Consider the following 26,780-nt stretch of genomic DNA (forward strand, 5'->3'; position numbering starts at 1 on the left):
GGCGGGCTTTTCGGGCTCGGGCGGGGGGACGCGGATCTGCTGGCCCTCGGCAACGCGGTCGCCCGGCGTGGCGCGGGCGCCGTCGATGCGCAGCTGGCCGGTCCGCGCCCAGCGCGACACGGTGTTGAAGCTGACGTCCGGCAGGTGGCGCTTGAACCAGCGATCCAGGCGGACGCCGTCGTCGTCGGCGCCCACGGTGAACTGACGAACGGCGTTGGGTGTGTCGCTCATGCCGCGATCCTTCCGATGGAGAGGCCCGCAAACAGCGCGAGGATCGCGCCGGCGACCGAGGCGGCGACGTACGCCAGCGCCGAGGCGAGCTCGCCCCGCTCGATCATCAGCGCCGCATCGAGCGAAAAGGCCGAAAAAGTGGTGAAGCCGCCGAGCACGCCGACGCCGAGCAGCAGGCGGGCGGGCTCGCCGCCCATTGCTTCGCGTGCGAGGAACGCGACGAGAAGGCCCATGGCAAAGCCGCCGATCAGGTTGACGCCCAGCGTCCCCCAGGGCCAGCCGGAGCCGAGTAGCGTGGTCGCAGCGCGCCCGAACAGGTGACGCAGCCCGGCGCCGACGGCGCCGCCGAGCATGACGAGAAGAAGATTGCCCATGATCGGCTGCGCCTAGCGCATCGGGGCCCGGCTGAACAGGCGGGTGGTGCCGCGTCCGCCTCAAATCCCCTTGTTGAGGACCATGTCGATGTTGGTGCGCGATCCCTCGGGACTGAGGAACAGGACATAGATGCCGCCATCGCGGCCCCGGCTTCCCGCGAGCACATGCTCCCTGCCGTCCAGCTGGTGGCCACTTGCATAGCCGGCCCGGGTGGCGCGGGTGTGATACCAGTCGACCATCTGCGGGAGCGGCGCGTCGACGGTAAAGCTGACGACGCGGAACTGGCACCCGCCGCCCTGGCTTCCGGCGGCTTCGGTAACCTTCGCGGCGGGGTGGAGCGGAATGTCGGGCGGCAGCCGCTTTGCCCAATTGGCATTATAGGTGAGGTTGCGCGTACAATCGACGGGGACCATGCCGCCGCCCTGGGCCACGCCGCCCAGCGACACCGCCCGGCGGGCGGCGTCGCATTGGGGGCAGGCGCCCGCCCGTCTTGCGGGGGGCGCGGCCGCCAGCCGCTCCCCGGGCGCAGCGGGTGGAGTTGCCGACGCTGGCTTCGGCGCTGTTCCCGCCGGTGAGGCGGCGGCGCGGTGAGCCGCGGGGCCGCCCCGCTGGTTGGCCGCCAGCTTTGCAGGATCGACCTTGATGCGGTTGCCGAGGGTGTCGGCGGCATTTTCCGGCACGGTTCCGGCGTCACGCGCGGCCATGTTTCCGGAGTCCGGCGGGCCCTTGTCACAGGCGGCGACCGCCAGGAGCGAGAGGGCGGCAGCGAGGCACGGCATCCGGCGCATCGGTTTCTCCCACAAGGCAGGAACAGGCCGAAGGTCTGCGAAGATGAAGCGGGTGTAAACCATCTTCGTTCGCGGCCCGGCACCGCCCGTCCCGATCCGGAGCACGTCGGCGGATCCTCAGCGATCCGTCAGCCGCGTGCTCCGGTCGAAGTCGATCAGCGGCGGCGGGGGCCGTTCGCCTCGGCCGTCAGGCGCTTGATCAGGTCTGTTTCCGCCTTGCGATAGGGTGTTCCGTCCGCGCGCAGCACATCGTGGAACCAGATCGTCGGCTCCTCATAGGTATAGGGCTTCTTCCAGCTGTCCCACGGCATGCGGGTCTGGCTCTTGCCGTCGACAAAGCCCCAGTTGAACATCGCGATCTTGTACTGCTTGCCCAGCGGCAGCGAGCCGTCGAAGGTCGATCCGTTCCCGCGCGCCATATATTCGGTGCAGAAGACGGGGCGGCCATAGCTCAGCACTTGCTTGGCCCGCGTCTCGAACTGTTCGGGCCAGTTATAGTCGTGGAAACTGTTGATGTCCGACTGGCTGAGCTGGATGCGCTCGACGGCGTCGAGCGTTTCCGCCTTGTCCCAATGCTCGCCGATCCAGACGCCGCTGGTAAGCGGCTGGACGGGATCGACGCTGCGCGCCCAGTCGAACACCTGGCCGAGCAGGCCGGCGACCAGCGCCGTCTTGTTCGGGGTCGCGGGATAGTTGCCGCCGCCGCCGTTGTTGGGTTCGTTCCAGACGTCCCAGCCGAGCACGCGCTTGTCGTTGGCGAAGGTGCCGACGACGTCCTTCACATAGCCCTCGAGCTTGTCATACTGGCTGGCATCGGCAAGGCGCGCGGCGCCCGGCGACTGCATCCAGCCGGAATTGTGGACGCCCGGGATCGGCGGACGCTGCGGCCCTGCTACGGGATTAGGATCCCAGCAGCTGTCGAACAGCACGAACAGGATGCGGATGTGGTGCTTGTCCGCGATCTGCAGGAACTGGTCCATCCGCTGCTTCAGCCCGGCGGCGTCATTCTCCCACAGCATGTTGTGCAGGTATACGCGCATGACGTTCATGCCCATGTCCTCGGCCCAGCCGAGTTCCTGGTCGATCTGCTGCGGATTGAACGTCTCGGGCTGCCACATCTCGAACTGGTTGATGGCGCCGCGGTTGTTGTAGTTGGCGCCGACCATCCACGGCTGCTTGCCGTACCAGGTCTTTGCCTGCGCGGGCGTCCAGAGATCGCGCGCATCGGCGGGCAGGGCGCCCGCGAAGGTGACGAGGGCGGCGCCGGCGAGCAGCAGAAAACGGTTCATGATGCTGGGTCCCCTGGGCTCAGCGCTGCTGCGGCTGGATGGTCTGGCCAGTGGCCAGGCGGTAGGTCATCGTGTTGCGATAGGTCTGGCCCGGGTCGAGCCGTGCCGAACCGAATCCAGGCTGGTTGACCGTGTCCGGGAACAGCTGCGGCTCCAGAACGATGGCGTCACCACCGCGGTAGATGCGCTTCGCCTTTCCCGTCACGGTGCCGTTGATGAAGTTGCCGGAATAGAATTGCAGGCCGGGCTGGTTGGACCAGAGTTCGAACCCGCGGCCCGAAAGCGGATCGTGGACGCGCGCCATCAGATGCTGGTCGGTTGTGACGCGATCGCCGATCACCCAATTGTGGTCATAGCCGCGGCCATAGACCATCTGGATGTCGCGGGCGTCGCGCACCCGTTCACCCACCTGATGCGGCGTGCGGAAGTCGAAGACCGTGCCGGCGACCGGGCGCAGTTCGCCGGTGGGGATCAGCGTCTCGTCGACCGGGGTGTAGCGCTCTGCCGGGATTTCGAGGATGTGGTTCATCGCGCCGGCGCTCGAACCCTCGCCCGAGAGGTTCCAATAGGCATGGTTCGAGAGGTTGACGACGGTCGGCCGGTCGGTGGTGGCGCGATAGTCGATGGTGAGGGCGTTGTTGTCGTCGAGCGAGTAGGTCGCGTCGACCGTGAGGGTGCCGGGGTAGCCCTGGTCGCCGTCGCGGCTGACGGTGCGCAGCGTCACGGACGGGGTTGCGCCAGACTTCACCGAGACCACGTCCCACACGATCTTGTCGAAGCCGCGGGTGCCGCCGTGGAGTGCGTTGGGCCCGTCATTGACCGGCGTCTGGTAGACCTTGCCATCGAGCGTGAAGCGGCCGCGGGCGATGCGATTGGCGACGCGGCCTACAGTGGCGCCGAAGTATTCTGGCTGCCTGAGGTAACCGGTCATGTCGGGATAGCCGAGGATCACATCCTCCACCCGGCCGTCCCGGTCGGGCATGCGGAGCGATTGCAGGGTCGCACCCCAGGCGATCACCGTCGCCGAGACACCGTGGCTGTTGGTGAGCGTGACCGCCGGGACCGGCTTGCCATCGCTGGTCCGGCCGAAGGTGGAGCGCTTGGCTTCGCCAGCCTGGGCCGCGCCGCCCGTCAAGCTTGCCATGGCCACCGCCGCAAGCACCATCCCTGCCCGACGCATCGCTCTCTCCTCATCTTGCGGCCACCTTCTCCGAATGGCATCCCCACAAGTGTAACGCCTGCAGGAAGCACTGCAAGGTAATTATACGATAATTAAGTTGCGACGTCTGGTCGGGGAGGCGTACGCAGGAAGAAATCAGGCTGGTACAAGCTTGTAAAACCGGGAGGGCGGTACCGAACGTGCAGCAGGAGTTGGGGCGCAACCTTACCTATGGTCTCCAGGAAGTGCTGGGGCGGGCAATTGTTGTTGGGTTCTACAAGGACCGGCCGTTCCCGAACGAGGCGGACATCGTCAAGGAACATGGGGTCAGCCGCTCCGTCACGCGCGAGGCCGTGAAGATGCTGGCGGCCAAGGGCCTGCTCGGCGCGCGCCCCAAGCAGGGCACGTTCGTGCTGCCGCAGGAGTCCTGGAACCTGTTCGACACCGACGTGCTGCGCTGGCTGCTGGAGCGCAAGCTGTCGATCGACCTGCTGCGCCACTTCAACGAGTTGCGCGTCTCCGTCGAGCCCGCCGCCGCGGCACTTGCGGCCCGGCGTGCGGGACCGGATCAGCATGCAGCGATCCGCGCGGGGCTCGACCGGATGCGCGCCGCCGAACTGGGGCGCGACGAGACGCTGGACGCCGACATCGCGTTTCACGTCGCGGTCCTGCGAGCATCGGAAAATCCCTTCTACATCCAGTTCCGCGACGTGGTGGCGACGGCGTTGCGCACCTCGATCCGGTTCACCAACCGGATTGCCGGGCGCTCGGCCAGCATCGAGGACCATGCCGCCGTCTATGAAGCGATCGTCGCGGGGGATGCCGAGGGTGCGCGGCTGGCGATGCACCGGCTGATCGACGATGTGCTGGTGCTGATCGAGCGCGTGGACGAGCGCAACGCACCCGCCTGAGACCGTCGGCGTGGCGCAAGCCGGCCGATCGGGTGGAACCTTCGCGGGGAGACCGCGCTGAACCGGCAATGAAGTCCGGGAGAGCGCAGATGTACGCCGACAGCACGATCGCCAACGATAACCGCACGCCGCGCCCGCGGGGCGAGGGACCGGCGGCGCGCCAGGCGGCAGGCTGGAAGGTCGCGGCTGGCGTGGCGATGGGCGCCGCGGCGGCGGGCCTACTCTATCGCCGTTACGCGAAGGCGCCGATGCACGAGCACGAGGTCGCCTATACCCCGCTCGACACCCCCAAGTCCGTGGCCGAGGGGGTCTGGGTCGTCGATGGTGCGCCGATCGCGGCGATGGGCCTCACCCTGCCGGTGCGGATGACGGTGGTGCGGCTTGCGAACGGCGACCTGCTGCTCCATTCGCCCACCCACTATACCCCCGCCCTTGCAAAGACGCTGGAGGTGCTCGGGAAAATCCGACACCTGGTGGCGCCGAACATCGCCCATTGGACCTTCCTGAAACCGTGGCAGGACGCCTATCCCGATGCCGTCACATGGGCCGTGCCGGGGCTGCGCGACCGCGAGCAGGTCCGCGCGTCAGGCGTGCGGCTCGACCGCGATCTGGGCGATACGCCCCCGGCCGAATGGTCGGGCGAGATGGAGCAGGGCATCATCTCGGGGGCGGCGGGCTTCCAGGAAGCCTATTTCTTCCACAAGCCGTCGCGCACGCTGCTGCTGGTCGACCTGGTGGAGAATCTCCAGCGGGACAAGCTGCCCCCGCTCACCCGCCTGGTCATGGGCGCGGCGGGCGCGACCAACGGCACCACCGCCCGGTATCTGCGCGTCCTGATCCGCTGGAGCCGTGAGGAAGCCGCCGACAAGATCCGCGGCCTTATCGCGCTGGATCCGGAGCGGGTGATCGTCGCCCACGGGGCGATCTTCACCGAGCGGGGAGGCGACCATCTGCGTCATGCCTTTGCCTGGCTGCTCGGCCGGCCGCGGAAGTAGCGCGGCAGGTGCGGCGGTCCGGGGCGGCCGGGTTCGACTATGCTTCCGGAAATCTGTGTTCGTTCCCGAAGTAACATAGATGAATTCCTTGCTCGCGACCTGCCGGTAAGCCGATCCCCTTGTTGGAGGGGAGTGTTGTTGTACGACGGGCATCAAGGCGCAGCGGACCTGCTGGTCCGGCGCTTCGGCAACTATGTGCGTCTGACGTCCGAGGAAGATGCGGCGATCCGCAGAACCCTGGCCGGGCCGCTGCGTCTGGCGAAGGCGCGGCGCGACCTGATCGCCGAGGGTGCCCGCCCGCGCGCGGCGTTCCTCATCGCGTCGGGCTGGGCTTGCCAGTTCAAGACACTGGAGGATGGACGCCGGCAGATCGTCGGCTTCCTGCTGCCCGGGGACATCACGGACCTGAACAAGCTGGTCGTGAACCGGATGGATCATTCCATCGCGGCTGTGACGGAAGTGCGCTACCTGGAGGTGTCGTTCGACGCGTTCCAGCGGCTGGCGGCGGACCATCCGCGCCTTTCAGAGGTGCTGTGGTGGCAGACGCTGGTGAGCCTGTCGGTGCAGCGCGAGTGGACGGCCAACCTTGGGCAGCGGAACGCGCTGGAGCGGCTCGGCAGCCTCCTTTGCGAACTGGCGCTGCGGCTGCGCGCGGTAGGGCTGGGCGGGAAGGAGCGCTACGACCTGCCGTTGACGCAGACCGACCTGGCTGAGGCGACGGGCCTCACGGCGGTGCATGTGAACCGCACTTTGCAGCAGCTGCGCGCCTCGGGCCTCATCAGCCTGTCGGGCAAGGTGTTGCATATCCCCAACTTTGCCGCGCTGCAGAAGGCGTCGCTCTATTCGGCGGACTATCTGCATCGGGACCGGCCCGGCACCTGGCGAGGGGATGCGGTGGCTGGGGCGACCGGCCCCCGTGAGGATCACAGCCTCTGAGGAGGCGCTCCGGGTCGGCCGATTGCGATGCCGTCGCTCAGCTGTGATCGTTAGAATCGATCAATTCCATAGGATTTCGTCACTTCCCTAACGCACCCATCCTCCCTATCTCATTCGCATCCGCAGCATGGAGATTGGGAATGGGAATTATTGGTAGCTCGCTGAAGCCGTTTACGACGCAGGCCTATCGCCAGGGCAAGTTCCTGGAGGTGAGTGACCGCGATGTGGCGGGCAAGTGGGCAGTGTTCTTTTTCTACCCGGCTGACTTCACCTTCGTCTGCCCGACGGAGCTCGAGGACCTGGCCGACAACTATGCTGAGTTCGAGAAGCTGGGCGTGGAAATCTACAGCGTCTCGACCGACACGCACTTCAGCCACAAGGCATGGCACGACACCTCGCCGGCGATCGGCAAGATCCAGTTCACCATGCTGGGCGATGCCGCCGGCACGATCACCAACAACTTCGGCGTGATGCGCGACGGTTCGGGCCTCGCCGACCGCGCGACCTTCGTGGTCGATCCGGAAGGCGTGATCCAGTTCGTCGAGATCACCTCGGAAGGCGTCGGCCGCAATGCCGTCGAGCTTCTGCGCAAGATCAAGGCGGCACAGTATGTCGCAGCGCACCCGGGCGAAGTCTGCCCGGCGAAGTGGGAAGAGGGTGAAACCACGCTCGCTCCCTCGCTCGACCTGGTCGGCAAGATCTAAGTAACCCAGCCCCCTTGGGTAACGAGGCGGCCCGGGGTGAATCCTTTCGCCCTGGGCCGTTTTTGTATCAAGTTTCCGGAGTTTCCCATGCTCGACGCCAATCTGACGCAGCAGCTCAAGGCCTATCTGGTCAACATTCGCGAGCCGATCGAGCTCGTCGCTTCGCTCGGCACCGACGCCAAGTCGCGCGAGCTGGGTGAGCTGCTGAACGAAATCGCCGCACTTTCCGACAAGATCGCCGTTGTCGACGGTGACGATGCGCGCAAGCCCAGCTTCCAGATCCGCCGCACCGGTACCGATATCGGCGTCCGCTTCGCCGGCATCCCGATGGGCCACGAGTTCACCTCGCTGGTGCTGGCACTGCTGCAGGTCGGCGGCCATCCGTCCAAGGCCTCGCAGGACCTGATCGAGCAGATCAAGAACCTGGACGGCGACTTCGCCTTTGAAACCTATTTCTCGCTGTCGTGCCAGAATTGCCCGGACGTGGTGCAGGCGCTGAACCTGATGAGCGTGCTCAACCCGCGCATCAGCAACGTCTCCATCGACGGATCGCTGTTCAAGGACGAGGTCGAGGCCCGCAAGGTGATGGCGGTGCCGACCGTCTACCTGAACGGCGAAGTGTTCGGCCAGGGCCGCATGGAGCTGGAGCAGATCGTCGCCAAGATCGACAGCGGCGCCTCTGCGCGCGCAGCCGAGAAGATCAAGGGCAAGGACGCGTTCGACGTGCTGGTCGTCGGCGGTGGCCCTGCCGGTGCTGCAGCCGCCATCTATGCGGCGCGCAAGGGCATCCGCACGGGCGTCCTGGCCGAGCGCTTTGGTGGTCAGGTGCTCGACACCATGGCGATCGAGAACTTCATCTCGGTCCCGCACACCGAGGGTCCGAAGCTCGCCGCGCATCTGGAGCAGCATGTGAAGGAATATGACGTCGACGTCATGAACCTGCAGCGTGCGACCAAGCTGGTCCCGGCGGCACAGGCCGGCGGCCTGCACCAGGTGCAGCTGGAGAATGGCGCCTCGCTGAAAGCGCGCACCGTGATCCTGTCGACCGGTGCCCGCTGGCGCCAGATGAACGTGCCCGGCGAGGACACGTACAAGAACAAGGGCGTGGCCTATTGCCCGCACTGCGACGGCCCGCTGTTCAAGGGCAAGCGCGTGGCGGTGATCGGCGGCGGCAACTCGGGCGTCGAGGCAGCGATCGACCTCGCCGGGATCGTCGCGCATGTGACGCTGATCGAGTATGACTCCGACCTGCGTGCCGACGCGGTGCTGCAGCGCAAGCTCGCGAGCCTGCCGAACGTCAAGATCATCACCTCGGCCCTCACCACCGAGGTGAAGGGCGACGGCGAGAAGGTCGTCGGCCTGACCTACAAGGACCGCAACCACGGCACGAGCCACGAGATCGCGCTGGAAGGCATCTTCGTTCAGATCGGCCTGGTGCCGAACACGGAGTGGCTGAAGGGTGCGGTCGGCCTGACCCCGCGCGGCGAGATCGAGATCGATCATCGCGGCGAAACCTCGCAGCCCGGCATCTTCGCTGCCGGTGACGCGACCACGGTGCCGTACAAGCAGATCGTGATCGCGATGGGTGAAGGGTCGAAGGCGGCGCTGTCCGCGTTCGACTATCTCATCCGCCTGAGCCCAGCCGAACTGGCCGAAGCCGCCTAAGCGGTAAAGCCCGGGACGAAGAGGCGGCGCGACCCCGGGGTTGCGCCGCCTTTTCGTGTCAGCGGGTCGCCTGGACCTGCGGCTGTGCGTTCGCCACGACCGGCAGCCAGACGGCGGTCGGCGCGCCGGCGTTGTGCTCGATCGTCACGGTCGCCTTCTGGAAGTCGGCGGGTTTGGCGAAGAAGATGTTGGGCACATATTTCTGCGGGTTGCGGTCGTAGAGCGGGAACAGCGTCGACTGGATCTGCACCATGATGCGGTGACCCGGCTGGAACACATGGTTCACGGTCGGCAGGCGGAAGCGATAGCGCTGGACCTTGTTGGCCGGGATCGGCGTCGGCTTTTCAAAGCTGTCGCGATAGCGGCCGCGGAAGATGTCGAGCGCGATCGGCAGCTGATAGCCGCCCATGTTCGGATCCGACGCGACCTCGTCCGGGTAGACGTCGATCAGCTTGACAACGAAGTCGCCGTCGGTGCCGGTGGTGCGGGCGAACAGGTCCGCGATCGGTGCGCCGGAAACGCGGGTGGGGGTGGTCAGCACCTCGGTCTGATAGGTCAGCACGTCGGGCCGGCCGTCGACCGAACGCTGGTCGCTCACCAGCCATTCCTTCCACCGCGCGGAATCGGAGAAGGTCACCGGCCGCGCGAGATACGGCACCGGCTTCTCCGGATCGGAAACATAGCTGTCGGCACCGCCCGCGGGCTTCCCGAACGACAGGCTGTAGTTGCCCTGCAGGTAGAGCGGCGTCAGCGGACGCGCGCAGTCCTTTTCACAGGCCAGCGGCCAGGTGGCCAGCCGGTCCCAGCGGTTGTCGCCGGTGTTGTAGATCAGCACCGGCGGCGCTTCATAGGCAGGCGCATTGTCGCGCAGGTAGCGGTTGAAGAAGGGCAGCAGCACGTCGCGGCGAAACTGGAGCGCGGTGTCGCCGTCCCACTTGAGCGGGCCAAGCGACGAGCCGTCATAATTGACCTGGCTGTGGCGCCACGGGCCCATGACGAGGTGGTTGTTGCCCGCCTTGCCCACGGCCTTGAGCGCTTCCCAGCTCATGATCGCGCCGTACATGTCCTCCTGATCCCACAGGCCCTGGATCCAGAGCGTCGGTACGTTGGAGGGGTTGGCCGCCACCATCTTGTCGAGCGCCTGGCCCTGCCACTCGGCGTCATAGGCCGGATGTTCGGACATGCGCTTCCAGAAGGGCAGCTGGTCGAAGCCCGATTGTTTGGCCCAGGCGCCGGCCGAGCCGATGCGGCGGAACGTCTCATAATCGTCGAGGCCGGTCGAGGGCGGCTGCTGGCCGCGCCCCTTGTAACCGCTCTGCGAGCCGATCCAGCCGATATTGGCCTGCCGGAAGGCGCCATAGTGGAACCAGTCATCGCCCATCCAGCCGTCGATCATGGGGCTCTGCGGGGCGGCGACCTTCAGCGCCGGGTGCGGCCCGAGCAGCGCCATCACCACGGTGAAGCCCTCGTACGAGGAGCCGAGCATGCCGACGCGACCGTTCGATTCCGGCAGGTTCGCCTTGTTCACCAGCCAGTCGATCGTGTCATAGCCGTCGGTGACATGATCGACGTCGGTGCGGTTGAGGGGGCCGATCACCGGGCGCGTGACGACATAATCGCCCTCCGACCCGAACTTGCCGCGGATGTCCTGGAACACGCGGATATAGCCGTCCTTCACGAACACCTCGTCGCCCTGCGGCAACGCGGACAGCATGTTCGGGCTGTCGGTACGCGAGGCGCGGCCGGAGGCGTTGTAGGGCGTGCGGGTCAACAGGATCGGCGCATTGGTCGCGCCCTTCGGCACGATGATGACGGTGTGCAGCTTCACGCCATCGCGCATCGGCACCATGATCTCCCGCCGGTCATAGTCATAGCCGACCTTGGGCATGGTGAAGTTGGCGGGGATATCTCCGGCACTTGCCTGTGCCGGGGCGTTTATCCGGGCCGCGGGCGGGGCCACCTGCGCGGTAAGGGCGGCGAACAGCATCGGGGCAGCGAGCAGGGCGGTGCGCAGGCGCATTGGCATCCTTGGGTGATGCGCCCGAGGAGCAGGGCGCCGGCCCTATCTGTTACCATGTTGTTACATGTGTAAAGTCGTTTGCGGAGGCCCGGCCCGGAATACTGTGCGAACAGCAATTCCGGGCCGTTCTTCTTCCGCTCCTCTGCAGTTCTGCTTCCGCTCGTCTGGGATCAGCGGCGCAGGCGCTCCGCGTGCCATGCGACATGATCGGGCATGAAGGTGGAGATGAAATAATAGCTGTGGTCGTACCCCGACTGCATCCGCAGCGTGAGCGGGATGCCGGCGGCGTCACAGGCATCGCGCAGCAACTCGGGCTGGAGCTGGTCGAGGAAATTGTCGGCGTCCCCCTGATCGACCAGCAGCTCGGGCAGGCGGGCGCCGTCGGCAATCAGCGCGCAGGCGTCATGGGTGCGCCAGGCCGCCAGATTGGTGCCGAGATAGCCCGTCAGCGCCTTTTCGCCCCAGGCGCAGCGCATCGCCGAGGCGATCGGTGCGAAGGCGGAGACGCTGCGGAACCGCTCCGGATTGCGCAGGCCGATGGTAAGCGCACCGTGGCCGCCCATCGAATGACCGGTGATCGACTGCCGCGCCATGTCCGCCACCGGGAACTCGGCGGCGATGAGCGCCGGCAGCTCGTCCTCGATGTAGGAGCGCATGTGGAAGTGCGTCGACCAGGGCGCTTGCGTGGCGTCGAGGTAGAAGCCGGCGCCCTGGCCGAAATCATAACCCTCCGCATCCGGCACGCCTTCGCCACGGGGGGAAGTGTCGGGCGCGACGAAGATCACGCGATGCTCGGCACAGGCGGCGCGGAACTCGCCCTTTTCCGTGACATTGGCGTGGGTGCAGGTGAGGCCGGACAGATACCACAGCACCGGCAGCTGCTCGCCCGGGTCGTGCGCGGGCACGAACACCGAAAAGGTCATCGGCGTGCCCGTGGCGGAAGAGGCGTGGCGATACACGCCCTGGGTGCCGCCATGCGACAGGTTGGTGGAGACGGTTTCGAGAGTCATGGATCGTCTTTCGATCACGCGACGCGGTGCGACGCGCAGAGCTTGTTGCCCGCAGGATCGCGCAAATAGGCGAGGTAGAGCGTGCGCCCCTCGGTGGCCTGGCGGATGCCCGGCGGGTCTTCGATGGCGGTGCCGCCATTCGCCAGACCGGCTGCGTGCCACGCGTCGGCCGCTTCCGGGGATGCGGCGGCAAAGCCGATCGTGCCGCCGTTCGCAGCCGTGGCGGGCTCGCCGTTGATCGGCCGGGTCACCAGGAAGCGGCCGCCGGCGTGCGCATAGACGACGCGGCCCCACGCATCGACGACGCCCGGCGGGATGCCGAGCGCGCCGAGCGCAGCGTCGTAGAACGTCTTGGACGCCGCGATATCATCGGCGCCGACCATGACGTGGCTGAACATCAATAGACCACGACGCTGCGGATGCTCTCACCGGCATGCATCAGGTCGAAGCCCTTGTTGATCTCCTCCAGGGTGAGGACGTGGGTGATCATCGGGTCGATGGCGATCTTGCCGTCCATGTACCAGTCGACGATCTTGGGCACGTCGGTGCGGCCCTTGGCGCCGCCGAACGCAGTGCCGCGCCAGTTGCGGCCGGTCACGAGCTGAAACGGACGGGTGCTGATTTCCTTGCCGGCTTCCGCCACGCCGATGATGATCGAGGTGCCCCAGCCGCGGTGGCATGCCTCCAGCGCGGTGCGCATCACCTCGGTGTTGCCGGTGCAGTCGAAGGTATAGTCCGCACCGCCGTCGGTGAGCGCCAGGATCTCGGCGATCACTTCCTCGCGGCTCTTGCCGCGACCGTCGATGAAGTCGGTCATGCCGAAGCGGCGGCCCCATTCCTCACGGTCCGGGTTGATGTCGACGCCGATGATCTTGTTCGCACCCGCCAGCTTCGCGCCCTGCAGCACGTTGAGGCCGATGCCGCCCAGGCCGAAGACCACGATGTTGTCGCCGACCTGCACCTTGGCAGTGTTCACGACCGCGCCGACGCCGGTCGTCACGCCGCAGCCGATGTAGCAGCTGGTCTGGAACGGCGCGTCCTCACGGATCTTGGCGACGGCGATTTCCGGCAGCACGGTGAAGTTCGAGAAGGTCGAACAGCCCATATAGTGGAAGATCGGCTGGCCCTTGTAGGAAAAGCGGGTGGTGCCGTCCGGCATCAGGCCCTTGCCCTGGGTCGCGCGGATCGCGGTGCACAGGTTGGTCTTGCCCGAGAGGCACGACTTACACTGGCGGCATTCCGGGGTGTAGAGCGGGATGACATGGTCGCCGGGCTTCACGCTGGTGACGCCCGCGCCCACTTCCCGCACGATGCCGGCGCCTTCGTGGCCGAGCACGCTCGGGAAGATGCCCTCGGAATCGAACCCGTCGAGCGTGTAGGCGTCGGTGTGGCAGATGCCGGTCGCCATGATCTCAATCAGCACCTCGCCCGGCTTCGGGCCTTCGAGGTCGAGTTCGACGATCTCCAGCGGCTTTTTCGCTTCGAAAGCGACGGCGGCGCGTGTCTTCATGGGGCTCTCACGGTGTTGGAATTGGCCAGGATGGGCCCGCGATAGCGAAACGGCCGGCGCGCGCAAAGGCTGCACGGCACACCGCCGGGGCTGGCGCGTTGGGAGCGATATGGAAACCGTGCGCGAGACGATAGCAAAGCAGGTGTGGGCGCTGACCGGCGCGGGGGATGGCGGGATCGACCTCAGCCGGCCTCCCGGCGACGACGGGCTGTACGGGCCGAAGTCGGTGTGCTGGCGGGTGCACGGCGACTTCACCTCCATGATGATCGGTGGGTCGGCAGCACTGATGCTGCAGATGCTGCACCCGCTGGCGCTCGCCGGGGTGTGGGATCATTCCAACTTCCAGCGCGACATGCTCGGGCGCCTCAAGCGCACGGCGCAGTTCATCGCCGGCACCACCTATGGGGCGACTGCCGAGGCCGAGCGGCTGATCGAGCGGGTGCGGACGATCCACGATTATGTGCACGGCACGCTGCCGGACGGGACGCCCTATGATGCGAACGACCCGGCGTTGCTGACCTGGGTCCATGTCGCCGAGGTGCGCATGTTCCTCTCTGGGTACCTGCGTTACCGCAACCCGGCGATGCCGGCGGTCGAGCAGGACCGTTATTTCGCCGAATATGCGGAGGTCGCGAGGCGGCTTGGCGCAACCGATGTGCCCACCAGCCGGCGAGAGGTCGAGGCCTATTTACGCGATGTCCGGCCGCAGCTGCGCTTCGACGAACGCACCCGCACGGTGTTGCAGGCGCTGTTGTCCCAGCCGGCGCCGAACCTGGCGGTGCGGCCGTTCGGCGAACTGACGCTGCGGGCGGCGATCGACCTGCTGCCGCCATGGGCGCGGACGATGCTCGAACTGCGCGAACGACCGGCGGAGGGGCCGCTGGTGCGAGCAGGTGCGCGAGGCGTCGGGATGATGCTGCGTTGGGCGCTCAACGGCCGTAACGCGGAGGGGCAGGCACGGCGCGGATAATCGGAAGCCGCCTCGACAGCGTGCCCCGGTCTGGAAGCCGGGACACGCATGGCTGGCCCTGGATCAGGGCAGGGCTGCCCGCAGCTCCTCGACCCACGGCTTCGCCACCCCGTCGGAGGGTGCGCGCCAGTCGCCGCGCGGGCTGAGCGCGCCCCCGCCCGACACCTTGGGACCGTTGGGAATCGCCGAGCGCTTGAACTGGCTGGTCTGGAAGAAGCGCCACAGGAAGGATTCGAGCCAGCGGGCGATCGTCTCCAGGTCATAGGCGTTGCGCTTGGCCTTGGGGAAGTCGATCGGCCAGGTGCCGGCCTCGGCATCTTTCCACGCGTGCCACGCAAGGAACGCGACCTTCGAAGGCGACAGCCCCTGCCGCGCAATGTGGTGCAGGAAGAAATCGTGGAGCTCGTAGGGGCCGATCTTGCTCTCGGTGCTCTGCAGCTGCCCGTCGTCGCCCGCGGGCACGAGTTCGGGCGAGATCTCGGTCGCCAGGATCGCGTCGAGCACCGCGTCGGTCGCAGCATCGAACTGGTCGGTCTGGATCGCCCAGCGGATGAGATACTGGATCAGCGTCTTCGGCACGCCGGCGTTCACGGCATAGTGGCTCATCTGGTCGCCGACGCCATAGGTGCACCAGCCGAGCGCCAGCTCCGACAGGTCGCCGGTGCCGAGCACGAACCCCTCGCGCTGGTTGGCGAGGCGGAACAGATAGTCGGTGCGAAGCCCCGCCTGCACATTCTCGAACGCGATGTCATAGACCGGCTCGCCGCGGCCGAACGGGTGGTCCATGTCGCTCAGCATCTGGCGCGCGGCGGGGCGGATGTCGATTTCCGCGCCGGTGATGCCGAGCGCGTTCATCAGGGTCCAGGCATTGGCCTTGGTCCCGTCGCTGGTAGCGAAGCCCGGCATGGTAAAGCCGAGAATGTCGGTGCGCGGCCGCTCCAGCCGGTCGAACGCCTTGGCCGCGACGATCAGGGCATGGGTGGAATCGAGGCCGCCGGACACGCCGATGACGAGCCGCTTGGCCCCCGTCGACACGATCCGCTTGCGCAGCGCCTCCACCTGGATGTTGAAGGCTTCGTAGCAGTCCTCGTCCAGCGAGACGGCGTTGCTCGGCACGAAGGGGAAGCGGCGCACCTGGCGCCTCAGGCCGACGTCGGCGAAGTCGGGCTGATGGGCGAAGCCGATGCGGCGGAAGCGGGTCTCCGGGTGGCCCGAGGCGGCGGCAGCGTCGTTGAAGGTGCCCATGCGCATTCGCTCCAGCCGGATGCGCGCGGCATCGACATCGACGTAGATGGTCGCGTCCGCACTGGCGAACCGGTGGGAGGCGGCGAGTTGCTCGCCCAGTTCATAGACGAGGCCTTGGCCGTCCCAGGAGAGGTCGGTGGTGCTCTCCCCCGGGCCGGCCGCCGAATAGACATAGGCCGCCACGGCGCGCGCGGACTGGGCGGCGCACAGCATCTCACGGTCGCGCGCCTTGCCGACGACGATGTTGGAGGCGGAGAGGTTGCAGAGGATCAGGGCACCGGCGAGGGCGCCCATCGTCGAGGGCGGGGTCGGCGCCCAATAGTCCTCGCAGATTTCCGCGTGGAAGATGAACTCGGGCAGGTCCTCAGCCGCAAAGATCAGGTCGGTGCCGAACGGCACACGCTGGCCGGCAACCTCGATCTCCAGCCCCGTTAGGCCGGCCCCTTCGGCGAACCAGCGCTTCTCATAATATTCCCGGTAGTTGGGCAGGAAGCTCTTGGGCACGACGCCCAGAATGCGACCGCGCGCGACCGCGACCGCGCAATTGTAGAGCCGGCCATTGCGCCGGAGTGCCGCGCCCACCAGCAGGACCGGGCGAAGGTCGGTGCTCGCTTCTACCACCCGGGCCAGCGCCGCCTCGGTCGCGTCACACAGCGCGTCCTGCAGGTGCAGGTCGTCGATCGCGTAGGACGACAGGTTGAGTTCGGGGAAGACCAGCAAGTCGGCGGCTTCCTGATGCCCCTGTTGCGCGAGGGCGATGGTCGCCTCGGCATTGGCGGCGGGATCGCCGACGGTGGCAAGCGGGGTGCAGGCCCCGACACGGATCAGGCCGTGCCGGTGGATCGAATAGAAGCGGTGTTGCGTCATCATGCGCAGCCTAACGCGCGAGACGCCGAGAAGCTACGCAAGCGCGCGCGGTGCGCTTCCAGCCGCGCGATCTGCGCGGCAGCGGCAGTTACGCCTTGCCGGCGTAGATCAACCGGCCTTCGCCGAGCATCGCGAACACTTGCGGCAGGTCTTGCTCGCCGACCGCGAAGCAACCCTGGCTGCGACCGAGCATACCGTGGGTGCGGAGCATGTCCGGATTGGCGTACCAGGCGCCGTGGATCACGATGGCGCGATCGCGGGCATTGTTGTTCGTCGGATCGAGGCCGATCACCCGCTGCGAGCGGCCGTGCTTACCGACATAATAGTCGGACGTGACAAAGGCGCCGTCGCAGGTCGCGTTCGAGTTCGGCTGGTTCGAAAAGCGCTGGAGCTTGCCCGAATGCGAGGGGTCCGAGCCGCTGCCGTGCGACACCAGCAGCGCGGTGACCTCGCCACGCTCCAGGTCGATGAACTGGAAGCGGCGTTCGCTGGAAGGGGCGTCGAAATCGGCGATCGCAATGCGGTCGCGACGGCGGATGCTGTCGCCGTGCTGGTCGAGCGCTGCGATTGCGCGGTCGAACAGGTCCGGCTGGACGCCGTGCGGTACGCGTGCGCTCGCCGCCTTTGGTGCGGCGAAGATGCGCTCGCGAACCGGCGCGGGAATCGGCTGCTGCGCGGCACGGTCGCCCCCGCCGAGCGTACTGCGGGTTACCGCGAAACTGGTCAGAACGGCGAGCGAGCCAAGGATCGCGCGGCGTGAACGAACGGAATCCTCAAACTGCATTCAGCCTCCAGACAAGATGATGAAGGGCCGCGACTCTGCGCCAGCGTGTGCCCTTAAGTATCTTATCTAGGATGTCTTTTTCCTGGTTCAACCTACCCGGCCGCTGACCCCGGGGGCCGTGGGATGGCCGGCCGCTCAGCCTGTCGGGGCCAGAACGCGGGCGATCGCGGCCTTCAACTGGTCGCCGGTAAAGGGCTTGGTCAGGACGGGGAGGGGGACGCTGCCGTCCTCCACATCGGCAAAACCCGTCACTAGGATCGCCGGCAATCCCGGGCGCCGCTCGCTCGCAAGGCGGAACAGGTCGAGGCCGGAAATCTCGGGCATCGCATAGTCGGTGACGAGCAGGTCGATCCCCGCGTCGCTTTGCAAGCGCTGCAGGGCAGCGTGGGGACCATCCGCCTCCAGGACTTCGTGCCCCGCAGCGGTCAGGTGCGCCACCAGGACGGCGCGGACTTCCGCATCGTCTTCGACGGCCAAGACGCGCAGCGAGCGCGTCTCGGTCTCGCTCGCGACTCCCTCCGCGCCTGCCTCCACGGGATCCAGGCGGGGGAACCACAGGGCGACCGTCGTCCCTTCGCCGACGGAGCTGTCGATGGTGACCAGGCCACCCGCGGCCTCGACCATCGCGCGGACCATCGGCAGTCCAAGGCCGGTGCCCTCGCCCTGCGCCTTGGTGGTGAAGAAGGGCTCGAACACGCGATCGCGCAGATGCTCGGGGATGCCCGCGCCACTGTCGCGAACGGCGATGCGGATGCAATCGCCGGTGTGGCGCATCTCGGGCGGCGCGGGGACGCGGGCGCTGGAGAGGACGATCTCTCCGCCGTTGGCCATCGCATCGCGGGCGTTGATGCACAGGTTGACCAGTGCCAGCTCGAACTGCCCAGGATCGGCATGGATGGCGCCGTCTGCGTCGAGGTCGAGCGAAAGCGTCACCCGGCCCGCCATGGTGCGCGCGACCAGTTCCTCGAGATCGCGGATTGCGGTGTCCGGCAGGAAGGTCTCGGCAGCGAGATCACGCTGGCGGCTGAAGCTCAGCAGGCGGCGGGTGATCGCCGAACCGCGACCGGCCGCAGATCGCGCGTTGGAGAGGAAGCGGGCGAGCCGATCCGGCTTGTCCAGCGCGCGCTCTGCAAGTTCGAGGTTGCCGAGAATGGCCGCGAGCAGATTGTTGAAATCATGCGCGATGCCACCCGCCAGCGTACCCAGCGCCTGCAGCTTTTCCGCCTGGTGGAGCCGGCGTGCCGCCCGTCGGCGGTCGGTTTCGTCAGACTCGATCTTGAGCAGGTGACGTTCGTTGCCGTCGGCGCCGAACGGGATGCGGCGGACGCGGGTCCAGCGCTCGTCATGCTCCTCGCCGCCGCTTTGCAGGTCCTCCTCGGAATAGCTGCCGCTGGCGAGCGCAGCCTCGTCCTTGGCGCGCGCCTCGCCCTCGGTCACATTGTCGATGCGATCGTGGTTGCCCCGGATCAGCCGGTGGTGGCGGTCGAGCACCGAGATCTGGTCGGCCGAGGCTTCCATCAGCCCGACGAACGCGGACTGTTCGAACCGGAGTGCGGCGCGCAGCTGGTGGCGCTCTGCAGCGGCGGCGACCATGGCGCGCAGCGCCTCCGGCTCCCAGGGCTTGGCCGCATAGCCACTGATCGCGCCCTCATTGATCGCGGAGATCACGGCCGAGAGATCGGCATAGCCGGTGAGCAGGATCGTATCGGCGTCGCTGTAGGGGCGCGCACGGGCCAGGAACAGGTTCCCCGGCATCTCGGGCATGCGCTGGTCGGAGACGATCACCGCCAGATCCGGATTCGCCTTGACGATGTCGAGGGCTTCCACGGGAGAGGTCGCGGAGAGCAGCTGGTAGCGGTCCTCCAGCAGGTCCTCCAGCGCGACAAGGATCTCCTGCTCGTCATCGACGAGCAGCACTTTGGGCAGTTCAGAGTGATTCAGATCAGTCATTGTCGCCGCATGGGTACTGACAAGAGGAAGCACGCGCCACCTTCTTCGCCGGTTTCGATCGTGATCTCGCCACCGTGCGACCGAACGACGCCATAGGCGATCGCGAGGCCGAGGCCGGTGCCGGAGCCCACGTCCTTGGTCGTGAAGAAGGGTTCGAAGACCCGCTCGCGCACATCCTGCGGGATGCCGGGTCCGTTATCTGCGACCGCGATGATGAAGCGGTCGCCGCTCGTCCGCGTCTCGATCACGATGCGGCCCGTGTCGGGGTCCACCGCGTCGACCGCGTTGGAGATGATGTTCATCACCACCTGGTTGACCAGCGCAGGCGAACTTTCGAGCGTCCGCACCGGGCCATAGCGCCGCTCGACCTTTACCGTGGACGGCGTCTTGGGCTGAAGCAGCGTCAACACCGAATCGATCGCCTCGGGAATGTCGACCAGCGACCATTCGCCGTCGTCCAGTCGCGAGAAGCGTCGCAGCTTCACGACCAGGTCCTGGATCCGAACAAGCCCGGTGCGGATCGAACCCAGGCGGTCCGCCGCTTTCCCGAGCGACTTGCTGCGCGCCTCCCCCTCGGCGGTCATCGCCTCCCGCACCGAACGCTCCACGGTGGACTGGTGGGCGAGGATGAAGGCGAGGGGGTTGTTGATCTCGTGCGCGATGCCGGCAACCAGTTCGCCGAGCGACGCCATCTTGGCGGACTGCACGAGTTGCGCCTGGGTCTCGCGAAGCTGCGCGTTTGCGGCTTCCAGGTCGCGGTTGGCGGCGGCAAGCGCCTCGCTCGCCTCGGCCTGGGCGCGGGCGTGGGCGAGTGCGAGTTCGCGCTCCCGCTCGCGCGCGGCACCGGCCGCTTCATCGTCGCGGGCGAGCTTGCGGCGCAGGATCGAGCGGACGCGAACCAGCAGCATGTCGCGCTCGTCGCGGCTCGGCAGCACGTCGTCGGCACCGGCGGCGAGGCCGGCGAGCGTTTCCGCCGGGTCGGCGACTTCGACCAGCGCCGCGATCTCGAAGCCGGCACCGATCGCCTGCCGCTCGGCGTCGAGTGCGCGCACCCATGCGAACGGTGCGTCCTCCTCAGGCGGCTGGCTGACGAGAACGCCGTCGAATTCCTCGTTCGCTACGGCCTTGAGCATCGCTTGCTCGTCCTCGGCGACGCTGACGGTATGGCCGTCGCCGGCCAGCAGTCCGCGCAGCCAGTCGCGGTATTCCGGGTCGGCAGCCGCCACCAGCAGCCGTGCCTGGCGAAAGCCGCCGGAAGCACTGTGCCCCGGGACCGCGCGCCGCTGGCGCAGGAGCGAGCGCATGCGCGACACGAGTAGCTGCGGGCCGCTCGCCTTTGGCACATAGGCGTTGGCGCCGCTGTCCAGCCCCTGACGCTCGACCTCGGTCGCCTCGTCGCTGGTGAGCATGATGATCGGCAGCGTCCGGGTGTGACCCGTCTGGCGCAAGATGCGGACGAGTTCGTCGCCATTCATCCCGGGAAGGCGATAGTCGACCACCAGAAGGTCCGGCAGCGCCTCGTTCAGGGTAACCAGCGCATCCTCTGCGGTGCGGGTCCGGTCGACCGTGAAGCCGAAGCTTTCCAGCGTGCGCCGGAACACCAGGGCCTGGGTGTCGGAATCCTCGACCAGCAGCAGATGGGGCGCCGTGCCTTCGCTCACTTGGCGGGTGCCTCGCGCGCCATGATGCGGCGCAGTTGCGGGCCGATGAGGTCGAGCGGCAGGGCCAGGGCACCTTCCCGTACCGCGGCTGCCGGCATGCCGTTCACCACGGCGGTGCTTTCATGCTCCGCGATGGCCGCACCGCCGGCTGCGACAAGCTGGCGCACGCCCACCGCGCCGTCATCGCCCATGCCGGTCAACACCACCGCCAGCGCGGCGCCGTCCAGCGCGGCGGCGGCGCTGCCGAACAGGACCGTAGCCGCCGGGCGCTGGCCTCCGACCGGCTCCGCATCGGATAGCCCGAGCTTGCCCGACGGCAGCAGGGTCAGGTGGCGATCCCCAGGGGCCACATAGATGGTCCCGGCCTGCGGAAGCTCGCCGGCCTGTGCGAGCCGCACGCGTTGCGGGACGACGCTGTCGAGCCAGCTCGCGAAACCCTCCATGAACGCGCCGCCCATGTGCTGCACCAGTAGCACTGGCAGCGGCAGGTCGCCCGGAAGACTGCCGAACAATCGGGCGAGCGCCTGCGGCCCGCCGGTCGAGGCCGCGCATAGCAGCAGCCGCGGCGCTACGCGCGGCCTGCCGGCAGTGCGCGTGCCGGTAGCGGGCGTGCGCATGCGCCGGCGGACCACGGCCACCTGGCTCATGATCACCAGCTGGGTTCGGATCTCCGCTGCGATGGTGCGATAGTCGGGATCGGTCACGCCCACGGGCTTTTCCACCGCCGCCAGCGCACCGGCGCGCAGCGCGTCCATGGTCGGGTTGACCTGGTTACGGTCGAAACTGGCCGAGATCACCACGATCGGCGTTGGCTGGTCGGCCATGATCTGGCGCGTCGCCTCCAGCCCGTCCATGCCGGGCAGGCGGATATCCATGGAGATCACGTCGGGACGGACCGCTGCCAGTTGCGCCAGCGCCTCCTCGGCACTGGCGACGGCAGCCACCACCTCAAGCCGCGGATCTCCCGCGATGATGTGCGTAAGCAGGGTACGAACGACGAGCGAATCCTCGACGATCATCACGCGGATCGGACGCGTTGCCATGGCTCAGATCAACTGCTGAACGACCGAGATCAGCGTTCCCTGATCGAACTCCTGCTTGGTCACATAGGCGTTTGCGCCAAGTTGGAGACCACGCTCGATGTCGTCGGGGCTGTTGCGCGATGTCATCATAACGACCGGAAGCGTTTGCAGGGCAGGATCGTTCCGTATTGCCGTGAGCAATCCGAACCCGTCCATCCGCGGCATTTCAACATCGGCCACGACGAGGTCGATGGCGTCGATGCCCGCGCGCAGTCGCTCCAGGCCCGCAAGGCCATCGACTGCCACCAGCACGCGATAGCCCTGCGCCTCCAAAATGCTCTTTTCCAGGGTGCGGGTGGTGATCGAGTCATCGACGACCAGCACGGTGCGTTGCACGGGGCGGGTTGTCGCCGCGATACGGGGGCGGCGGCGCGGGCCCGAGGCGTCGGCGGCGAGGAGCGCTTCCGGCTCTAGCACCAGCGCCACGCCGTCCTCCAGCAGGACCGTGCCCCAGACGAGCGGCACATCGGCGGCGACCGCGGTCGGGTCTCCCACCACCAGCGAGCGCACGTCGTTGAGCGCATCGACCAGCAACACGCGGCGCTGGTCGGCGCCTTCGATGACGAGCGCCGGGCGCGCATCCTCGGTTCCCTCCGCGGTTGGGAGGCCCAGCAGGTCGGACAGCTCGGCCACGGGAATGGCTTCCCCGTCGAGCATCAGCACCGCGCCGCCCTCGGTACGGTCGAACGCGTCGGGGGTGAGGCGCAGCACCCGGTCGACACTGGCCGCGGGAAGCGCGTGGCGGGCACCGCCAGCCTCGACCAGCAGCAATGCCTGGCGGGCGAGGGCGAGCGGCACGGAGATCCGGATTTCGGTACCGTTCGGACGGCCGGGGAGGATGCGAACCCGGCCGTGCAGCCGGCGCACCGTCTCTGCCACAACCGACAGGCCGATGCCGCGCCCGGAAACCTCGTCCACGGTGCGGGTGGTGGAAAAGCCCTGTTCGAACAGCATCGCATAGAGCGCGCGCCGCGACGGGGTGGGGGCGTTGCGGGCGATCAGTCCGGCCTCCCGCGCGCGGGTCTCGATCGCCTTGGGATCAAGCCCTGCGCCATCGTCGCGGATCACGATGTTGAGGCGGCCGCGGTCGGTCGAGGGGATTACCGAGATGGTCCCGCCCTCCGGCTTGCCGGCGCGGGCGCGCACCGCCGGTTGTTCGATGCCGTGGCTGACGGCGTTGCGCAGCAAGTGCAGCAACGGCTCGCGCAGGGCCTGGAGGACTCGGCGGTCGGCCTCTGCCTCGATTGGCTCCAGAGTGAGTTCCGCGAACTTGCCCTGGCTGCCGGCAAGGTCGCGTACCATCCGTTCATGACCCTCGAACAGGGTCGCGACGGGGAGCAGCAGGATGCGCTCGGCATCGCGCTCGATCTCGGCGGCGGCCCGGTCGAGTGCCCAGCGCTGGCGGGCCACTTCGCGGCGCAGGCGCTCGGTCGTGCCGACAAGACGGGCGACGCGGCGGGCAAGCTCCCCGTCCTGCGTCGCTGGTATGTCGGCGAGTTCGGCTGCGAGCGCATCCACCATTTCGGTGATGCGATCCTGCTCCGACACGTGGTTCGCGAGATCGTGCACCGATCGTGCGAGCCGCTCGACGTGATGGCCGGCGACATGGACGCGGCCGGTTGCCGCACCCGAAGCGGAGCCGGACGCTTTCACGTCGATCGCTTCGCTCGGCCGGGTGTCGGCGCGCGCGCCGTCCTCGATCGCGTCCGCGAGCGTCCGCAGTTCGGCGATCGTGGCGGCATCCAGCGAGCGCTCGCCGCGTTCCGTCGCGAGCAGGATCGTTTCGGCGGCGTGGGCGGCCGCTTCTGTCTCCGGCAGGTCGACGGCGCGAGCGGCCCCCTTCAGGCTATGGGTGCGGCGGCTGAATTCGCGCAGGTCGACCGGCCGGCCGGCGCCGGCATCCGCCAGCGCCTCGCGGATGCCGGCCATGTGTTCGGCCAGCTCCGCCGCAAAGGCGGCGAGAAGTTCTGCGCGAAGTTCGTCCACCGACCCTGCCTCAGACGCGATAGCGCTCGGTCAGGCCCACCAGCGTTCGCGACAGCTGGGTGAGGTCCCCGGCGGCCTGGTCGAGCTGACGGGTGCTCGCCGCGGTCTGCTGGCTTGCCTGGCGGATGTTCTGCAGGGCGATCGTCACCTGTTCGATGCCGATCTGCTGCTGATTGGTGGAAGCGACGATCTGCTGGAAGGTGTGGACATTCTCCTGCACCCGGCTCGCGAGCTCGTTGATCGCAGACTGGCTGGCGTCGGTGCGCTCCTTGCCCGACGCGACGCGCTTCACCGCCTCTTCCGTCAGCATCACCGACGCGTTGATGCCGCGCTGGATGTCGCCCAGGATCGAGCGGACATTGCGGGTGGCGGCCTTTGCCTGGTCGGCGAGCGTCTTCATCTCGGCTGCCACGATCGCGAAGCTGCGACCCTGTTCGCCGGCCGCCGCCGCCTCGATGGACGCGTTGAGCGCCAACAGGTGCGAGCGTTCGGACACGTCGTTCACGGTGGCGATGATGTCGCCGATGGTCTGCGTCTTTTCCGACAGCGCGACGATGTTGCCGGCGACTGCCTCTGCCTGCTCCCGGATCGCGTCCATCGCGCGGGCGGTGTCGTGAACGGCGGTGCGGCCGGTGTCGCTGGTCTGGGCCGTCGCCTGGGCAGCGGCGATCACTTCCTGGGCGCGCAGCGTGATCTGGGCACCGGAGTGGGTGATCTCGTCCACCGTGGCTGCGGTTTCCTGCACGGCGGCAAGCTGTTCCTCGACCGACGCGGCCTGCTCCTGAGTGGAGGCGCGGATCTCGGTCGCGGCGGCGTTCAGGTCCTCAGTGGCGGCGCGGCTCTGGCGTGCGATTTCGCGCAGGCCGACGACCATGGTGTTGAGGGTGGCCCCCAGCTGGCCGAGCTCGTCAGCGCCGATAATCCGGGTCTCGCCAGACAAATCGCCTTCGCCGATGCGGCTGGCAAAGCCCATGAAGTCATTGAGAGGCACGGTGATCGAGCGGCGGATGGTGTAAGCGACCAGGAAGCTGATCCCGATCGCGACGAGCAGGCCGAGCAGGATCGAGGTCCGCGTGCGATCATAGACGTCCTGGGTGGCACGGCGTCCAGACTCGATCGTGTTGCTGACGATGGTGCGGACCTGCCCCAGGCTCTGCGCCAAAGCCGTATGATTGCGGTCGATCTCTTCGCCCGCCAGGATTGCCGCTTCGACGTTGCCGCTCTCCAGCAGTTCGAGCTGGCGCGCGCTTGCGGGGCGCAGGCGGTCAAAGGACGCCTGCACGGCAGCCGCACCCTCCGAAAGCTGGCGCCATTGTTCGACCCGGCCCTGATTCACGGCCGTCTCACGGTTCTGCTCGGCCGTGGCCGAAAGCCGGGCGAGCGCTGCCGCGGTCTCGTTGCTGCGCACCTGCCAGTCGGCAGTGTCGGCGGTGGTGGCGCGACCATTGCGGAGCGCGTGCATGACGGCCATCAGCCGCGCCTCGCGCATGCGGGCCTCCGAGCGGGCCACTGCATCGACCTCCAGGATCGCGGCATAGTCGCGCTGGACGATCCGGTCGACGTTCGAGCGGACGACGCCCACCTGCTGGAGCGAGTAGAGGCCCAGCGCGACCAATATGGCCGTGATGATGCCGAACCCGGCGATGATCCGAGTGGAAACCGACAAGGCTATTATCCTTCCTGCAGGGGACGGGCGAGCAACCGCTGGATCAGCAGCGCGGTGTCGACGACGGCCAGGCGCTGGTCGTCGTCCGCTTCAACAAAACGGGTGAGGCTTTCGGTACCGGCGGAACCGGGATCGACCACCGCCGCAACCGCGGTAATGGCCGATACCTGAAGCGCGATGCGCGGGGCGGCGTGGCGCAGCACCAGCATGGCGCGGCCGGGCTCCTCGGGCGGGGCAATGCGCAATCCGGTTGCCGGATCGAACAGGTTGAGGACGGCACCGCGCCAGGAAATCAGCCCGACGAGCGCGGGGGGAGCGCCCGGCACGGCCGTCACGCGCGGGATCACGGCGACTTCGTAGAGATCGGCGAGCGGCGTCGCATAGGCTTCGTCGCCCAGCGTCCAGGTGAGTACGCGGACGCGCGCCCGACGGTCCGCAGCCTCGACGGGGGCCACCGCGCGCTGCCGCTCGGCCAGCACGGCCGCCACGGCTTCGGCATCCAGAAAGGGAGCCGCGACCCGGACGTCGCCCGGCATCTTCATGCGGCTGCCCCCAAGGTCACGCGCACCGCGGCGATGAGAGCGCCCGCGGTCATGCCGTCACCTTCGCGCAGTTCGGCGTCCTCAGGCATCGCGGCGATGGCGCGCGCGGCATTGCGAAGCGCGCGCGCGCCCTCGGCATCGCGGCCCTGCGCCAGCAAGTGTCGGCCAAGAAGATAGTGCGCCATCGCGAACCCGTTATCGAGATATAGCGCGCTGCGAAATCCCCGCTCTGCACGCGCGCCGTCACCAAGCGCGAGCGCGCCCAAGGCCGCGAGGTAATGAACGACCGGATCCTGCGGGGTGGCGAGCGCCTCCTGCTCGGCAAGCTGCAATGCTGCACCGGGGTCGCCGAGTGACAGTGCGGTGCGAACCTCACCTGTGACATCCGCAGACAGCGGCCGGGGCGCGGGGGTGGGCTCAGGGAGCGGTGGTGG

General features: G+C 67.7%; 24 protein-coding genes. 6 read left to right on the top strand and 18 right to left on the bottom strand.

Features of this window, described 5'->3' with window-relative positions; genetic code table 11:
• From QP045_RS20420 to QP045_RS20440, 5 genes are all read right to left on the bottom strand, one after another.
• Positions 1 to 231, bottom strand: a 231-nt coding sequence (locus tag QP045_RS20420) for a S4 domain-containing protein (protein WP_422516849.1), incomplete at its 3' end; no start/stop codon positions are given.
• Entirely contained in the window at positions 228 to 605 is a 378-nt protein-coding gene (gene crcB, locus QP045_RS20425; RefSeq protein WP_422516850.1) for a fluoride efflux transporter CrcB, read from the bottom strand. The genes crcB and QP045_RS20420, both read right to left, overlap by 4 nt.
• 60 nt (positions 606 to 665) lie before the next feature.
• Positions 666 to 1,394, bottom strand: coding sequence for a hypothetical protein (locus QP045_RS20430; RefSeq protein WP_422516851.1), 729 nt, complete (start codon positions 1,392 to 1,394; stop codon positions 666 to 668).
• 155 nt (positions 1,395 to 1,549) lie between these two features.
• Positions 1,550 to 2,683: a cellulase family glycosylhydrolase gene (locus QP045_RS20435; protein WP_422516852.1), complete on the bottom strand. Its 1,134-nt coding sequence runs from the start codon at positions 2,681 to 2,683 to the stop codon at positions 1,550 to 1,552.
• Positions 2,684 to 2,702: 19 nt separating this feature from the next.
• Positions 2,703 to 3,827, bottom strand: a complete 1,125-nt coding sequence (locus QP045_RS20440) for an aldose epimerase family protein (protein WP_422516853.1) — start codon at positions 3,825 to 3,827, stop codon at positions 2,703 to 2,705.
• Between the two features lie 215 nt (positions 3,828 to 4,042).
• Here QP045_RS20440 and QP045_RS20445 point away from each other — a divergent pair, with 215 nt between their 5' ends.
• The 5 genes from QP045_RS20445 to ahpF all read left to right on the top strand — a co-directional run bounded on the left by QP045_RS20445 (position 4,043) and on the right by ahpF (position 9,053).
• Positions 4,043 to 4,753 carry a FadR/GntR family transcriptional regulator gene (locus tag QP045_RS20445; protein ID WP_422516854.1) on the top strand — a complete coding sequence of 237 codons (711 nt, stop codon included), beginning with the start codon at positions 4,043 to 4,045 and terminating at the stop codon, positions 4,751 to 4,753.
• Between the two features lie 68 nt (positions 4,754 to 4,821).
• Positions 4,822 to 5,748, top strand: coding sequence for a DUF4336 domain-containing protein (locus QP045_RS20450; protein WP_422516855.1), 927 nt, complete (start codon positions 4,822 to 4,824; stop codon positions 5,746 to 5,748).
• Positions 5,749 to 5,886: 138 nt separating this feature from the next.
• Complete coding sequence (locus QP045_RS20455) at positions 5,887 to 6,684, top strand: Crp/Fnr family transcriptional regulator (protein WP_422516856.1); 798 nt, start codon at positions 5,887 to 5,889, stop codon at positions 6,682 to 6,684.
• 140 nt (positions 6,685 to 6,824) lie between these two features.
• Positions 6,825 to 7,388: an alkyl hydroperoxide reductase subunit C gene (gene ahpC, locus QP045_RS20460; protein WP_422516857.1), complete on the top strand. Its 564-nt coding sequence runs from the start codon at positions 6,825 to 6,827 to the stop codon at positions 7,386 to 7,388.
• 87 nt (positions 7,389 to 7,475) lie between these two features.
• Positions 7,476 to 9,053: an alkyl hydroperoxide reductase subunit F gene (gene ahpF / locus QP045_RS20465; RefSeq protein WP_422516858.1), complete on the top strand. Its 1,578-nt coding sequence runs from the start codon at positions 7,476 to 7,478 to the stop codon at positions 9,051 to 9,053.
• A gap of 58 nt (positions 9,054 to 9,111) precedes the next feature.
• On the opposite strand, the gene QP045_RS20470 is transcribed toward ahpF, so the two are convergent.
• The 4 genes from QP045_RS20470 to QP045_RS20485 form a co-directional block, all read right to left on the bottom strand.
• Positions 9,112 to 11,073, bottom strand: coding sequence for a CocE/NonD family hydrolase (locus tag QP045_RS20470; RefSeq protein WP_422516859.1), 1,962 nt, complete (start codon positions 11,071 to 11,073; stop codon positions 9,112 to 9,114).
• Between the two features lie 170 nt (positions 11,074 to 11,243).
• Entirely contained in the window at positions 11,244 to 12,083 is an 840-nt protein-coding gene (fghA, locus tag QP045_RS20475) for an S-formylglutathione hydrolase (protein ID WP_422516860.1), read from the bottom strand.
• A 14-nt stretch (positions 12,084 to 12,097) separates the two neighbouring features.
• On the bottom strand, positions 12,098 to 12,481 hold the full coding sequence (locus tag QP045_RS20480; RefSeq protein ID WP_422516861.1) for a VOC family protein: 384 nt from the start codon (positions 12,479 to 12,481) through the stop codon (positions 12,098 to 12,100).
• Positions 12,481 to 13,593, bottom strand: a complete 1,113-nt coding sequence (locus tag QP045_RS20485) for an S-(hydroxymethyl)glutathione dehydrogenase/class III alcohol dehydrogenase (protein WP_422516862.1) — start codon at positions 13,591 to 13,593, stop codon at positions 12,481 to 12,483. Before QP045_RS20485 ends, QP045_RS20480 begins: the two co-directional genes overlap by 1 nt.
• Before the next feature lie 109 nt (positions 13,594 to 13,702).
• Between QP045_RS20485 and QP045_RS20490 the strand changes: the two genes are divergently transcribed.
• A complete protein-coding gene (locus tag QP045_RS20490) occupies positions 13,703 to 14,563 on the top strand; it encodes an oxygenase MpaB family protein (protein ID WP_422516863.1) in 861 nt (286 codons plus the stop codon).
• A gap of 63 nt (positions 14,564 to 14,626) precedes the next feature.
• Here QP045_RS20490 and QP045_RS20495 read toward each other — a convergent pair whose 3' ends face one another.
• The 9 genes from QP045_RS20495 to QP045_RS20535 all read right to left on the bottom strand — a co-directional run.
• Positions 14,627 to 16,678, bottom strand: a complete 2,052-nt coding sequence (locus QP045_RS20495; protein ID WP_422516864.1) for an NAD(+) synthase — start codon at positions 16,676 to 16,678, stop codon at positions 14,627 to 14,629.
• Between the two features lie 85 nt (positions 16,679 to 16,763).
• A complete protein-coding gene (locus tag QP045_RS20500) occupies positions 16,764 to 17,459 on the bottom strand; it encodes a murein L,D-transpeptidase catalytic domain family protein (RefSeq protein WP_422516865.1) in 696 nt (231 codons plus the stop codon).
• Positions 17,460 to 17,594: 135 nt separating this feature from the next.
• Complete coding sequence (locus tag QP045_RS20505) at positions 17,595 to 19,409, bottom strand: response regulator (protein WP_422516866.1); 1,815 nt, start codon at positions 19,407 to 19,409, stop codon at positions 17,595 to 17,597.
• Positions 19,406 to 21,070, bottom strand: a complete 1,665-nt coding sequence (locus QP045_RS20510) for an ATP-binding protein (RefSeq protein ID WP_422516867.1) — start codon at positions 21,068 to 21,070, stop codon at positions 19,406 to 19,408. Before QP045_RS20510 ends, QP045_RS20505 begins: the two co-directional genes overlap by 4 nt.
• The gene (locus tag QP045_RS20515) at positions 21,067 to 22,113 is read right to left on the bottom strand and encodes a chemotaxis protein CheB (protein ID WP_422516868.1); all 1,047 of its coding nucleotides are present in this window, start codon (positions 22,111 to 22,113) and stop codon (positions 21,067 to 21,069) included. The genes QP045_RS20510 and QP045_RS20515 overlap by 4 nt, the downstream gene beginning before the upstream one ends.
• Before the next feature lie 3 nt (positions 22,114 to 22,116).
• Positions 22,117 to 24,138, bottom strand: a complete 2,022-nt coding sequence (locus QP045_RS20520) for a hybrid sensor histidine kinase/response regulator (RefSeq protein ID WP_422516869.1) — start codon at positions 24,136 to 24,138, stop codon at positions 22,117 to 22,119.
• Between the two features lie 10 nt (positions 24,139 to 24,148).
• Positions 24,149 to 25,804 (bottom strand): methyl-accepting chemotaxis protein, encoded by a 1,656-nt coding sequence (locus tag QP045_RS20525; RefSeq protein ID WP_422516870.1) that lies wholly within the window; start codon positions 25,802 to 25,804, stop codon positions 24,149 to 24,151.
• Between the two features lie 5 nt (positions 25,805 to 25,809).
• On the bottom strand, positions 25,810 to 26,346 hold the full coding sequence (locus QP045_RS20530) for a chemotaxis protein CheW (protein WP_422516871.1): 537 nt from the start codon (positions 26,344 to 26,346) through the stop codon (positions 25,810 to 25,812).
• Positions 26,343 to 26,780, bottom strand: a 438-nt coding sequence (locus QP045_RS20535) for a hypothetical protein (RefSeq protein WP_422516872.1), incomplete at its 5' end; no start/stop codon positions are given. The genes QP045_RS20530 and QP045_RS20535, both read right to left, overlap by 4 nt.

Source organism: Sphingomonas sp. 3-13AW, assembly GCF_049311085.1.
In the GTDB taxonomy this organism is placed as follows: domain Bacteria; phylum Pseudomonadota; class Alphaproteobacteria; order Sphingomonadales; family Sphingomonadaceae; genus Sphingomonas.